General features: G+C 58.3%; 10 protein-coding genes and 1 riboswitch. Of the genes, 4 read left to right on the top strand and 6 right to left on the bottom strand.

Annotated elements, in window-relative coordinates; all coding sequences use genetic code 11:
- The first annotated feature begins 1 nt into the window (after nt 1).
- Nucleotides 2-1,708 carry an NADPH-dependent assimilatory sulfite reductase hemoprotein subunit gene (locus DNI29_RS07535; RefSeq protein WP_110977487.1) on the top strand — a complete coding sequence of 569 codons (1,707 nt, stop codon included), beginning with the start codon at nt 2-4 and terminating at the stop codon, nt 1,706-1,708.
- Nucleotides 1,709-1,870: 162 nt separating this feature from the next.
- On the top strand, nt 1,871-3,382 hold the full coding sequence (locus DNI29_RS25240; RefSeq protein WP_110977486.1) for a TSUP family transporter: 1,512 nt from the start codon (nt 1,871-1,873) through the stop codon (nt 3,380-3,382).
- Nucleotides 3,383-3,463: 81 nt separating this feature from the next.
- Here the strand turns inward: DNI29_RS25240 and DNI29_RS07525 are convergent, their stop codons facing one another.
- On the bottom strand, nt 3,464-4,918 hold the full coding sequence (locus tag DNI29_RS07525; protein ID WP_110977485.1) for an amino acid permease: 1,455 nt from the start codon (nt 4,916-4,918) through the stop codon (nt 3,464-3,466).
- A 352-nt stretch (nt 4,919-5,270) separates the two neighbouring features.
- Nucleotides 5,271-5,363, bottom strand: a riboswitch (SAM riboswitch).
- Between the two features lie 359 nt (nt 5,364-5,722).
- Between DNI29_RS07525 and DNI29_RS07520 the strand changes: the two genes are divergently transcribed.
- On the top strand, nt 5,723-6,154 hold the full coding sequence (locus tag DNI29_RS07520) for a DUF4890 domain-containing protein (protein ID WP_110977484.1): 432 nt from the start codon (nt 5,723-5,725) through the stop codon (nt 6,152-6,154).
- A gap of 70 nt (nt 6,155-6,224) precedes the next feature.
- On the opposite strand, the gene DNI29_RS07515 is transcribed toward DNI29_RS07520, so the two are convergent.
- The 4 genes from DNI29_RS07515 to DNI29_RS07500 all read right to left on the bottom strand — a co-directional run bounded on the left by DNI29_RS07515 (nt 6,225) and on the right by DNI29_RS07500 (nt 10,418).
- Nucleotides 6,225-6,968, bottom strand: a complete 744-nt coding sequence (locus DNI29_RS07515; protein WP_110977483.1) for an EcsC family protein — start codon at nt 6,966-6,968, stop codon at nt 6,225-6,227.
- A gap of 85 nt (nt 6,969-7,053) precedes the next feature.
- On the bottom strand, nt 7,054-8,079 hold the full coding sequence (locus DNI29_RS07510) for a Gfo/Idh/MocA family protein (RefSeq protein WP_110977482.1): 1,026 nt from the start codon (nt 8,077-8,079) through the stop codon (nt 7,054-7,056).
- A gap of 263 nt (nt 8,080-8,342) precedes the next feature.
- On the bottom strand, nt 8,343-9,152 hold the full coding sequence (locus DNI29_RS07505; protein WP_110977481.1) for a M48 family metalloprotease: 810 nt from the start codon (nt 9,150-9,152) through the stop codon (nt 8,343-8,345).
- A 108-nt stretch (nt 9,153-9,260) separates the two neighbouring features.
- Nucleotides 9,261-10,418, bottom strand: coding sequence for a DegT/DnrJ/EryC1/StrS family aminotransferase (locus DNI29_RS07500; protein ID WP_238388039.1), 1,158 nt, complete (start codon nt 10,416-10,418; stop codon nt 9,261-9,263).
- Between the two features lie 167 nt (nt 10,419-10,585).
- Between DNI29_RS07500 and DNI29_RS07495 the strand changes: the two genes are divergently transcribed.
- Complete coding sequence (locus DNI29_RS07495; protein WP_110977479.1) at nt 10,586-11,506, top strand: DUF6565 domain-containing protein; 921 nt, start codon at nt 10,586-10,588, stop codon at nt 11,504-11,506.
- On the opposite strand, the gene DNI29_RS07490 is transcribed toward DNI29_RS07495, so the two are convergent.
- On the bottom strand, nt 11,507-12,487 hold the full coding sequence (locus DNI29_RS07490) for a glycosyltransferase family 2 protein (RefSeq protein ID WP_110977478.1): 981 nt from the start codon (nt 12,485-12,487) through the stop codon (nt 11,507-11,509).
- Nucleotides 12,488-12,580 lie beyond the last annotated feature (93 nt).

Here is a 12,580-nt window from a genome sequence, read left to right as displayed (position 1 = left end):
CATGGCTGATATTCAAAAGCTTTCCGAAGTCGAGCACGTCAAGGACGCCAGCAACTACCTGCGTGGCACCCTGGCCGAAAGTCTCGTCAACCCCATTACCGGGGCCCTCTACCCCGGCGATACCCACCTGATCAAGTTCCACGGCTCCTACCAGCAGACCGACCGGGACTTGGACAGCGAGCGGAAGCGCCAGAAGCTGGAGCCGCTGTACTCGCTCATGATTCGGGTGCGGGTGCCCGGCGGCGTGGCCTCCGCGGCTCAGTGGACGCGCATGGATGAGTTGGCCGATCAGTACGGCAACGGCACGCTCAAGCTCACTACCCGCCAGGCGTTTCAGCTGCACGGCGTGCTCAAGCGCAACCTTAAAAAAACCATTCAGGGCTTCAATGATGCCCTGCTGGACAGCATTGCGGGCTGCGGCGACGTGAACCGTAACGTGATGTTCAACCCCAACCCGCACCAGAGCCGCGTGCACCAAGAAGTGTACGAGGTGTCCCGGCAGATCAGTGCCCACCTCACGCCCCGCACCTCGGCTTACTGGGAATTGTGGCTGGATGGGGAATCGAAGTACAGCAGCGCGCCGAACGAGGGAGAGGAAGATGCCGAGCCGATTTACGGCAAAACCTACCTGCCCCGCAAGTTCAAGATTGCGCTGGCCGTGCCGCCCCACAACGACACCGACATCTTTGCTAATGACCTAGGCCTGATTGCCATTGAAGAAAATGGCCACCTGCTGGGCTTCAACGTGGCCGTGGGCGGCGGCATGGGCATGACCTTTGGCATGCCCGAAACCTACCCCCGGTTGGCCAGCCTGATCGGGTTTGTGCCCGCTGAGAAGGTAGTGGACGTGTGCGAGAAAGTAGTCACTATTCAGCGCGACTGGGGCAACCGCGAAAACCGCAAGTTCAGCCGCCTTAAGTACACCCTGGACCGCGTGGGTCTCGACGTGTTCAAAACCGAGCTGGATAAGCGCCTGGGCTTTGCCTTGGAACCGGTGCGGGCCTACGAGTTCAAAAGCTCCGGCGACGCCTTCGGGTGGAGCCAGGGCCCCGACGGTGCCCACCACCTCACCCTGTTCGTGGAAGGCGGCCGCGTGGCCGACCGGCCCGGCAGCCAGCTCAAAACTGCCCTGCGCGAAATAGCGGCCTTCCACCGCGGCGACTTCCGCCTAACCGGCAACCAGAACCTGATTCTGGCCAATGTAGCGCCCGCAGACCGCCTCACCATCGAGACGATTCTGGCCAAGTACGGGGTAGCCGTGGAAACTTCCTCGGGGCTGCGGCGGGGCGCTCTAGCGTGCGTGGCCCTGAATACCTGCTCGCTGGCTTTTGCCGAAGCCGAACGCTATATTCCGCAACTTATTGATAGATTGGAGCCTATACTGGCCGCTCACAACCTCACCAACGATGATATCCTGATTCGGATGACGGGCTGCCCCAACGGCTGCGCCCGCCCCTACCTCGGCGAAATTGGGTTGGTAGGCCGGGCAGTTGGTCGCTACAACCTCTACCTCGGTGCCGCTTTCAATGGGGAGCGGATGAACAAGCTCTACAAAGAAATGTTGGACGAGGACGGCATTGTGGCGGAGCTTACCCCGCTCTTCGCCGACTACGCCCAAAACCGCCAGCCCCAGGAGCACTTCGGTGACTTCATGATTCGCCAGGGATACGTGCAAGCCACCACCAGCGGCCTGACGTTTCATGAGTAGATTATAAAATTGTTTGTCATCCTGAGCAGAGCGAAGGACCTCTACCGCTTCGTCTGCACGATTAAATTAGTTAGCAATAGAGGTCCTTCGCGCTGCTCAGGATGACAGAATAGATTTGGATTATACTGCTCCCTACCCCTCCGTCCCAACCAACACCAACCCATGCCTCTTCCTTCCAACGAACTTCTTCCCCAGCCGGAGCCGCCGCCGCACCTGAATAGCAACCGGCTGTTTCCTGTTTTTCTGAAGCTGGAGCAGCTGCACGTACTACTCGTGGGTGGGGGCTATGTAGGACATGAAAAGCTCGCGGCCCTGCTCTCGAACAGCCCGGCCGCCGCAGTAACGGTAGTCGCCACCTGGTTTTCGCCGGAATTGAAAGCCTTGGCCGCCCGCCATCCGGCCGTGCAGCTGCGCGAGCAGCCCTACCAAACCACCGACCTGGTCGGCCACGACCTGGTGATTGTGGCAACCAACGACAAGAAGCTAAACCTTGCCATCAAGGCCGATGCGACCCGCCAACGCCTGCTCTGCAACGTGGCCGACACACCTGAGGCCTGCGACTTTTATCTGGGCTCCATCGTGCAGAAAGGCGACCTGAAAATTGCCATCAGCACCAACGGCAAATCGCCCACCATTGCCAAGCGTCTGCGCGAAATGCTGACCCAGACGCTGCCGGATGAGCTGCACGATGTGCTCCAGCGCATGTCCATTATCCGGGATAAGGTAGGCGGCGACTTTGCTCACAAGGTGAAGTCGTTGAATGCGGTAACAGCCGAGCTGACCGGCGGCCCGGCCTACGAGTCGCCGGCGGCAGCCCGGTGGCGGCGCATTGCTACGGCCTCACTGGTAGGCTTCGCCATCATGGCGATTATCAACGTGTTGTCGCATTACTACACGTGGGAGCAAGTTTGGGGGGCGGCCACCCACGCTGAAACGTTCTGGCTATTTGTGGCCATTGGGTTTGGGGCTCAGCTGGTTGATGGGCTCTTGGGCATGGGCTATGGGGTAGTCACGGCCATCAGCCTGATGAGTTTGAACATTGCGCCTGCGGCCGTGAGTGCCAGCATCCATACCGCCGAAATGTTTGCCAGCGGGGCCTCGGGCTACCACCACTACCGCTTTGGCAACGTGAACAAGCGCCTGTTTAAAGTACTGCTGATTCCGGGCGTGCTGGGCGCCATTACGGGTGCCTACCTGCTCTCGAAATTCGGCGAAACGTATGCGGCTTACGTGAAGCCGTTGCTGGCCTCCTACCTGCTGCTGCTGGGCGTACGTATCATTTCCAAAGCCTTTTCTAAGCCCGGGCCGCGCAAAAAACACAAGAAGCTAGGGCTGCTGGCCGCCGCCGGGGGCTTTTTGGACTCCTTTGGCGGAGGCGGCTGGGGCCCACTCGTGACCAGCACCCTCATTGCCGGGGGCCGTACACCGCAGTACGTCATTGGTTCGGTGAGCGTCACGGAGTTTTTCGTCACGTTTGCCAGCGCCGTTACCTTCTTCGCAACCCTGGGCATCTCGCACTGGCAGATTATCCTGGGCCTGATTGTAGGCGGCGTGGCCGCCTCGCCCTTCGCTGCCCGTTTGGCCGGCCGCATCCCGGTGCGCTGGATGTTTGTGGGTGTGGGCCTGATGGTTATTATCTGGAGCCTGTGGGCTCTGCGCAAAGTGTTTATGTAGTGTCCAGCGTCAGAAAGATGTCCAACAAAAAATCCCCGCTGGTGAACCAGCGGGGATTTTTGTTGTGACCAAGGGTAGGATTTATGCTACCTGCCGTTGGGCTTCCTGCCCTAGCTTGCTGTGTTTGCGGCCGTAGCCGTAGTAAATGGCCAACCCGATAGCCAGCCACACGGCTAGGCGCAGCCAGGTTTCCCAGGGCAACGACACCATCATCACAAGGCAGGTTAGAATGCCCAGGATGGGTACCAGCGGCACCAGCGGCGTGCGGAAACCGCGCGGGGCATTGGGTTCCTTTTTGCGCATGATGAGAATCCCTACGCACACCATCACGAAGGCCAGCAGGGTACCAATGGAGGTCATTTCGCCTACCACTGAAATCGGTACAAAGCCGGCGAACAAGGCAATAAACAACCCCAACAGTAGGTTCGACTGCAGCGGTGTATGGAAGCGGCCGTGGATGCGGGCAAACACGGGGGGTAGCAAACCGTCTTTCGCCATGGAGAAAAACACCCGGCTCTGGCCCAGCAAATCCACCAGAATTACGGAGGTATAGCCGATAATAATAGCCAGAATCACGGCCGAGGAAAGCCAGGCATAGGGCGTTTTTTCGATGGCAATGGCTACCGGCGCGGCGCTATCCTTAAACTCGGTGTAGTTGGCTAGGCCGGTCATGACGTGACCAAAGAGCACGAACAGCACGGTGCAAATCAGCAAAGAGCCGATGATGCCGATGGGCATGTTGCGTTGCGGATTCTTGGTTTCCTGGGCCATCGTAGCCACAATATCAAAGCCAATGAACACGAAGAACACTACCCCCGCCCCGCGCAGAATACCGCTCCAGCCAAACTCGCCAAATACGCCTGTATTCTCCGGAATGTAGGGTTGGTAATTAGTCGGGTCGATATATTGCCAGCCCAGGGCTATGAACACCAGCACCACGGCCACTTTCAGGGTAACCACCAGGGCATTAAACCAGGCCGAGCCCGAGGTGCCGCGAATAATAATCATGGTGATGGCCAGCACGATGAGCATGGCTGGCACATTCACCAGGCCGTGTACTTCGGCGCCGCTGGCCAGGGTAGCCGTTTCAAAGGGCGACATCACCAGTTGCGGCGGCAGGTTGATGCCGTACTTGCTCAGAAACTTCAGCAGGTATTGCGACCAGCTGATGGCCACCGTAGCGGCGCCTACCGAGTACTCCAGCACCAAGTCCCAGCCGATAATCCAGGCGAACAGTTCGCCCATGGTAGCGTAGGCATAAGTGTAGGCCGAGCCGGCTACCGGTACCATGGAGGCAAACTCGGCGTAGCATAGGGCCGAGAAGGCGCACCCCACGGCTGCCACCACAAACGAGAGCGTAACGGCCGGGCCCGCATTGTTAGCGGCCGCAATGCCGGTAAGCGAGAACAGGCCCGCCCCAATGATAACCCCAATGCCAATGGCAATCAGGTTGAAGCCGTTCAGACTTCGTTTCAAAGTATTCGCGCCAGTTTCGGCGGCTTCCTGCCGGAGCAGTTCCAGTGATTTTTTGAGCATAAAAATGATTCGCCGGCAAGTAGCCGACTGGTAATGAAACAAGGTTGAGTAGGGCCCTACCCCAGTTATAGCGCAAGCCGTTCGGGATGGGCTTTACGAAACGCGCGCAAGCTAGCTTACCTCCTGAGCAAGGAAGTTACCGACTCGGGGCGGGGTAGGCGGCCAGCGGACCGGTCAGAAAAACAGAAACGGAGCCGCTGCTGAACAGCGCACCTCCCGGCCCGGAAAGCAGAAATCAACAGCAACAACACGAGCCACTACAACAACGCGGCTCGGTGGTGGACGCACCGAAGAAGGCAGCGGAAACTACGAACGGGGTACTACGGCAGGGGCAAAAGTCCACGGCTTGTTGTTTTTATATGGTCAGGAATTGGCACCGTTCCGGCAGTTGCGGATGGTTGCCGACGCGTCATAGAGCCTGTCTCTCAGCGCCTCTGTATAAAAACAATCCTTTGGGCTAGAAAGAATTGATGTGGCAAAGGTAGAACCGGAATGCTGGTCCTGCAAACGGCCCATGCCAAGCGCGCCCTACCCCCCGCAGTTGCGCGCATCTTAGCCTAGCGCACTACTAACTTTAGGCTGGCCTTTATCTCACAACAATCTACCTATCAGATATTTGACAAATACGATGGGTTTTAAACTATAAGGTTTAACCTGAAAATTTAAATTTTTCAGTGGGCCATACGGCGTGGTTTTAGCCAAAGTTGGCACCTGAGTTGCCTACTACCCCTTCAAGAGCGGTAAGGCTATTCGCAAGGGCCGCCGCTTCCTCTCCCATCAGCAATAAAACAGGTCCTCATACTCATGAAAAAGCTTCTCGTTCTCCTCGCCGCTTTCTCCTTTTCAATTGCCGCTGCTTACGCCCAAACTACGCCCGTAAAGCACGCTTACGCTCAGCATCAGAAAGGCGATAAAGCCGCCAAAACGCCCGAGCAGCGCGCCGAACAAAAGGCCAAAAGCCTCAGCCAAAAGCTGGGTCTCTCGGCTGCACAAACGGAGCAAGTGCGCCAGCTGAACCTGGCCCGCTACCAGGAAATGCAAGCCAAGCGCACCCAGGTTGCCACACCGGCCAATAAGCAGCAACGCCACCAAGACATGAAGGCCAGCAAGGAACGCTACGAAACCCAGCTCAAGCAAATTCTGAGCGCTGAGCAGTACACGAAATACACGCAGTTGCAGGCTTCCAAAGAAGCCAAGCACAAAGGCCAGCATCCGCAGCGTAAAGCTAAAAGCTAAGCCTATCCCTTCTTTCTTCCTAAAAAGCCCCAATGCCCTACGGCATCGGGGCTTTGTTTCCTACCCCTTATCAAGCGGGTAAGGTGTTTGGCTCTTCGGCGGTGAGCCGGCGCAGGCGGTAGCAATTCATGGCCGTATTGCCGAGCTGCTCAAGCAGCCGGTAGTTGGCTACGGCCCCCACCGCTGCCCCAATAACGGGCACCAATTGGGCCATCTTGGCCAAGTCAATATAGTCGCGGTACTCTTGTTGAAAGGCGCGCCAGTCAAACTCTTGCACATCGGTAGGCAGAGTGTGGCGGTAAGCATCCCAGGTAGCTACGCGTTGGTATACTTGGTTGCGGGTGTGCTGGCTGCTGAAGGCCAGCTGGAAGATGTGCAGCACGAAAAGCCGTTCGGTGTAGTCGTGCACATCGTGGCCGTAGAGAGCCGCCACGTCAAACAAGAATTTCAGTTTCAGGCCCAGCAGCAACGGAAAATCGGCGAGACCCAGCAGAAAGCCCCCGGCCCCGGTCACGGCGCCTTCGGCAGCGGCCGTGTTGCGATAATAGCGCAGCGTGCTGCGTACGGACGCCTCCCGCTCGGCCAAGGAGGCTGTTATTTCGGGGCGGCGCGTGGTGTGGGTGGAGCCGAACAGCACCCCGCGAACCATTTGCTTAATGGCAGCAGTAAGGGCGGCGTGCACTTTCTCCGGTAGTAGTGCATTCAGCCGCTGCTGCACCCGGCGCGTAACCCGGCCTAGCAACGTAGGCTTCTGCTGCATTTTGCGCTGCCAGGCGCGAAGCTCGGCCAAGGGTTGTTCATCCATAAGTGCCATTTGTTGCTGGTGTGCGCTGGTATAGATACGCGAACCTGCTAACTAATGATGGCACATAGCAGCTACTCGCTGCGCGTAGCTCCCTCTACCGCAGGCTATAAATCCGCTCTATTATTTCTACCACTTTCAGCCCTTCCTCGGCATTGGTGGTGGCGCAGGTGCGGTTCTGCAGCGTATCCACCACGTTTTCTATCACCTGCACATGGTTGGCGGCGCTGCCCTGGTAAGGGCCGTAGTCGTTGGCGGGGTTGGTGGGGGGTAGGGTGGGCAGTTGATAGTTGCGCAGGTGGCAGTATTCTACCTTATCCAGATACTGCCCACCTAGGCGGAGGCTGCCGTGCTCGGCTACCACGGTCAGGGAGCTTTCCAGGTTTCGGTCCCAGACGGCGGTGCTGTACTGCAGCGTGCCACTCCCTCCGCGCACAAGGTCAAAGGTGATAAGGCCGCTGTCCTCGAATTCGGTGAGGGCTTCGTGGTTGAAGTCGCGGAAGCGGGCCGAGATGTTGGTGATGTCGCCGAACGCCCAGTAGAGCAAATCCACGAAATGACTGAACTGCGTGAACAGCGTACCGCCATCCTGGGCCTGGGTGCCGCGCCAACCGCCGGGGCGGTAGTAGCGGGCGTCGCGGTTCCAGAAACAGTTCAGCTGCACCAGGTACACTTGCCCCAGCGTGCCAGCCTCACAGAGCTGCTTCAGCCAAGACGCAGGCGGCGAATACCGGTTTTGCATCACGCCAAACGCCAGCTTACCCATCTGCTGGGCAGTGTCCACAATAGCCTGAGCATCAACCGTTCGCAGGGCAATGGGCTTCTCCACCACCACGTGCAGCCCATGACGCAAACCAGCTATAGCCTGCGGAGCGTGCTGGTCATTTGGTGTAGCTATAGTTAGCACATCAGCCTGTGGGTCAGCGTCTAAGTACTCGGCCAGGGATGCGAAGAAAGGAACTCCTGGGAATTCCGCCGCTAGCTCAGTGGCTAGCTCCGGGCGCTTATCAATGAGGGCCACCAGTTGAGCTCCCGGATGCCGGGCAACCAGCGCTGCATGGCGACGCCCGATGTGCCCCACGCCACAAACAGCAAAACGAACGGCAGGAAGAAAATCAGCCAAGGGTACCAGAAGACGCTAAAAGAGCGGCAAGCTGCGAAAAAACAGCCAAAAACTGTATTACCGTACCGTTGTGTTTTTCGGAAGAGGCAGGCTTGCTGCTCAACACTAGTTAAGGCTGCCATATGGGGGTAGCGGAAGCAGGTTGCTATTTTATTCCGCTAGCTGGCTGGTATGCCGCTTACCTCCTGTTCAGCAAAAGCCCCTGGCTCCAATAGTCGTGCTATCGGAACCAGGGGCTTTTGCTGGATAGATTACTCACCGAGTTACAGCAGCCGCTTCAGCTCATTAAAGTTGTTGTTGCTTACACTTTTGCCGGTGCAACCCAATTGCTGAGCACTCCGCTGGATGTTCTGGATGCGAGAGCCAGGGTTAGGGTGGGTGCTCAAAAATTCCGGCGTGCCCGCGGCGCCCTGCTTTTCAGCCTTAATAAAGAAACCGGCGGCGCCGTCGCAGGAGTAGTAGCGGGTGCCGTTAAGGTAGATGGTAGAGTATTTATCGGCTTCGGTTTCAAAACCCCGGCTGAACTTAAGTTGCCCCAGACCGGCAGCAATCTGCACCAGCTGGTTGGAGGAGCGGTTCCCCAGAATCAGGCCCAGGAGCAGGCTGGTACCGTACTGTTGCTGCAGCTGCTGGGTGCTGTGGCGGCGGTCGGCGTGGGCAATTTCGTGGCCCAGTACCCCGGCCAGCTGGTTTTCGTCGTCCAGAAACTTAATCAGACCCGAAAACACGTAGATGTGGCCGCCGGGGGTAGCAAAGGCGTTCTGGGTCTGGTCGTCTTTGATGATCTGAACATCCCACGGGAACTGCTTGCGGTACTTAATATTGCCGTTGTCGAGCACACGCTTCACTACCCCATCGAGCAACTGGTAAGCGCGGGCATTACGAGAGCGTTCCAGCAACTGCCCTTTGGCGCGGTAAAGCGAGTCGGTTTGTTTGGCAACCTGGGCTCCCAGGGCAATATCCTGGTTGATAGAGAAGAGGTTGATGCCCTGGGCAGGCTTATGAATGGCCGCCGTGGTCAGCCCTGCTACTACGGCCAGCGAGAAAAAAAGCGTCAGAAAAGAATGGCGCATAAGAAAAGAGAGGGGAAATGTAACGGGACTTCTACGAGGCAAAGAAAAAACAGTGCCAGTAAAACGACCGGTTTCAACAGCATTTTCTCCAGAATAACCTGCCGAAAGCTACAGATGGGCCCACTCCTTCACTACCCCAGCCACGTACGCTACCTGCTCGGAGGTAAGGGTAGGATGAATGGGCAGCGAGAGCACCGTGCGGCACAGCCGCTCTGCCACCGGAAATTGCCCGGCCCGGTACCCCAGGTAGGCATAAGCAGCCTGAGCGTGCACCGGCAACGGATAATACACTACGCTGGGCACCCCACGAGCCGCCAGATACTGCTGCAGCGCTTCGCGGCTACCAGGCACATCGGCCACCGCAATGGTATATTGATGGAACACATGCGTACTGCGTGCATCGCGCGCGGGCAGCTGCACGCCGGGCGTTGTGGCCAGGGCAGCATCGTAGTGGGCTGCCACTTGCTGGCGGGCGGCAGTCCAGCGCGGTAGGTGCGGCAGCTTCACGCGCAGCAAGGCTGCCTGCAGCGTATCGAGGCGGGAATTAAGGCCGATGTGGTCGTGGTGGTACTTGCGGCTCTGGCCGTGGTTAGCCAGCTGACGCAGGGTAGCAGCCCGCTGAGCATCAGTAGTAAACAGCGCGCCCCCATCACCGAAGCCGCCGAGATTTTTACTGGGAAAGAATGAAGTGGTACCCACCTCCCCTACCGTACCGGCCCACCACGTAGCGCCGCTGCTGGCAGTAAACTGTGCTCCCAGGGCTTGGGCGTTGTCTTCAATCAAGGCTACCCCCCGCCGGTCGGCCAAGTCCCGCAACGCTTCCAGATCAGCGCACTGCCCGAAGAGGTGAACCACCACGATGGCGCCAGTTGCAGGGGTAAGCGCGGCCTCCACGGCGGCGGGGTCAAGGGTAAAAGTATCGGGTAGCACATCGACCAGCACGGGCCGCAGCCCCAGTACAGCCGCCGCTTCCAGAGTAGCCACGTACGTGAAGGCTGGCACGATTACCTCTGCACCGGGGGGTAGGCGCAAACTCATTAGGGCTAGTTGCAGGGCATCAGTACCGTTGGCGCAGGGTATTACATGCGTACCACCGAGGTAGGCACTCAGCTCCTGGGCAAACTCCGCTACAGCGGGCCCCTGAATAAAAGCCGCCTCGGCAAGCGTATGGTGCGTGGCAGCCTCCAGCGCAGCCTGCAGGGGCGCGTGCTGGGCCACCAGATCAAGCATTTGGATAGGTAGCGGCGAGGGAGAAGAAAGGGGCACGGAAAGAGAACTAAGCACTAGAAGGAGCGGAAGCCAAAGATAGAGGGCTGAGGAGAACTGTTCTGCTCGAAGGAGCGCAACCACGCGGGGAAGTGTTGCGTTAAGCGGGCTAGTGGCTACATCGTGGCAGCCCTATATTCTCTTCTCTCCCATCCTACCTATTCGCCATGTTCAGGAAAACACTCACCCTGCACGCATTGTCAGCCCTGCTTTTGCTGGGCGGCACGGCCGTTACGACTTCCAGCTGCAACCAGAACCAGCAGAACGAAGCTTCCGCCGAAGCCGACCAGGCTTATAACGACTTCAAAACTTTTGTTTCGGATACGGAAGCCAAAACCGAGGCTGTAGCTTCGGAAGCTGAGGCCGATTACGAGCAGGAAACCGCTCAGTTGAAATCGGACTTTGATGCCAAGGTTGCCGCCGTTGATAAGTACGCCGACAGCTACGACGACACCCGTCGTCAGGAAATTGAAGCCCTACGCACCCGTTACACTACCGCTTACGACAAGCGCGAAATGGCCTGGAAAAACCGTCCGGGCGTTACCAGCGCTATGTCGGGCACTACCAGCGGAACCGGCAGCACGAAGCTGGGCCAGTACTACAAGCTGAGCAACCCCGCCGCCCGCATCACGGCCGCCAACGCCCGCCAGACCTATGAGGCTTTTGTGCGCGACATCAAGGTAAACGAAAACAAGTATGACATCGACGACTGGCGCAACATCAACGCCGAGTGGCGCGCCCTCGACGAGGCTTACGACAAGGTAAAGAAAGACATTCCGGCCCGCGACCTAGCTGAAATTCAGAAAGAAAAGCTGAAATACGCAGCCTTCAAATCGTACGACAAAGCCGAGGCCCGCGTGGCTCAAGGTGCCGATGCCACAGAACGGGGCGCGGAGAATGTAGCCGCCGAAACCCAGGATGAGCGCTCTGCCGTGGGCCGTGCCGCCAGCAACACCGCTTCTGATGTAAAAGAAGCCGGTAAAGATGTTGGCCAAGGGGCTGCCAAAGTAGGCAAGAAAGTAGGTGGAGCTGTAAAAGGCGCCTATAAGGAAGTAAAGTCGGAAGTTAAAAACACCGACAACGACTAGTTACCAGCTGCCTTCGGGCTCGGCGCCGGCTTTTCTAAGGAAAGGCCGGCGTTTTTCGTTGGGCTGCATGACCGGTTGCCGGTGCCGGAACCTACGCAGCTCCCCCAACAGCCAGTACAGCTTCAGGGCATCTAGCTGGCGCAGGCTGGGTTTTTCGGAAAGCAAGTTGCGCTGCACTTGTTCGTAGCGCAGCCGGAAAGCTACCCGCACGGCATCGCTCAGCCCCCACTGCTCCAATTGCAGGGCGGCCCGCAGCAGCTTGGTATCGGTGCCTAGGCCTTCGGCATGATAGAGCTGCACCAAGTTGCGAACCGCGTCGCGGGTTTTGCGCAGAAACACTGGGGCTGCTTCCAGCCGGTCGTGCAGCACGGGGTTATCAATATGCACAACCGGGATGCCCTGGCGGCGCAGCAGCCACCCTAGCTTAGTGTCTTCGTGCCCGTAACGGGTCAGCTGCTCATCTAGCCCCAGCTGGCGGAATACGCTGGTCTGGATCAGTACGTTTTTCAGAATAAACTGCCGATAGGGCTGCTGCTGCCGCTTTTCAACAGAGCGGGCCTCGCGGCGGCGGCCGTAGTGCCAGCGTAGGAGGTTTGCCGGCTCCTGGGGGGGTAGGGCTGTGTAGGCAGTGCCCCCTACCAGCACCGGCGCGGCGGCGGTTGCGGCAGCATAGCGGGCCAGAAATTGCTGATCAGGCAGGGAAACGTTGTTATCGAGTAGCAGAAGCCAAGGCTGACGGGCCTCCAGCGCCAGCCGGTTCCGGATGGCCGAGCGCCCTACGTTGCGTTTCAGCTCGCGGTACTCCACACCCGGCAGCAAATCCAGTTCGCGGTTTTTATGCAGGTAGCGCTGCTCAGAGCCATCATCGAGGCAGTGAATATCAACCGGCCCTGGCCAGCCCGAGGCTTGCCGCAGCAGCGCGTGTACCAGTGGCCGCACGTCCTGATTAAATACCGGAATCAGTACTGAAAGGCCTGTCATGCTTGCTATGGAAGAGTTGATACCCACAAATGCTGAACAGCTACCGAATATTGTATCAGCAGTGCACTTTCTACTCAGAGCCTCGAAACTAGG

Origin of the sequence: Hymenobacter sediminis, from assembly GCF_003231285.1 — a bacterium.
Lineage (GTDB): Bacteria > Bacteroidota > Bacteroidia > Cytophagales > Hymenobacteraceae > Hymenobacter > Hymenobacter sediminis.
This window is presented reverse-complemented; position numbering and strand designations above follow the sequence as displayed.

Excerpts from the sequence above, each read along its gene's own strand:
- DNI29_RS07535 (WP_110977487.1), top strand. The coding sequence starts at position 2 with ATGGCTGATATTCAAAAGCTTTCCGAAGTCGAGCACGTCAAGGACGCC.
- DNI29_RS25240 (WP_110977486.1), top strand. The coding sequence starts at position 1,871 with ATGCCTCTTCCTTCCAACGAACTTCTTCCCCAGCCGGAGCCGCCGCCG.
- DNI29_RS07525 (WP_110977485.1), bottom strand. The coding sequence starts at position 4,918 with ATGCTCAAAAAATCACTGGAACTGCTCCGGCAGGAAGCCGCCGAAACT.
- DNI29_RS07520 (WP_110977484.1), top strand. The coding sequence starts at position 5,723 with ATGAAAAAGCTTCTCGTTCTCCTCGCCGCTTTCTCCTTTTCAATTGCC.
- DNI29_RS07515 (WP_110977483.1), bottom strand. The coding sequence starts at position 6,968 with ATGGCACTTATGGATGAACAACCCTTGGCCGAGCTTCGCGCCTGGCAG.
- DNI29_RS07505 (WP_110977481.1), bottom strand. The coding sequence starts at position 9,152 with ATGCGCCATTCTTTTCTGACGCTTTTTTTCTCGCTGGCCGTAGTAGCA.
- DNI29_RS07495 (WP_110977479.1), top strand. The coding sequence starts at position 10,586 with ATGTTCAGGAAAACACTCACCCTGCACGCATTGTCAGCCCTGCTTTTG.
- DNI29_RS07490 (WP_110977478.1), bottom strand. The coding sequence starts at position 12,487 with ATGACAGGCCTTTCAGTACTGATTCCGGTATTTAATCAGGACGTGCGG.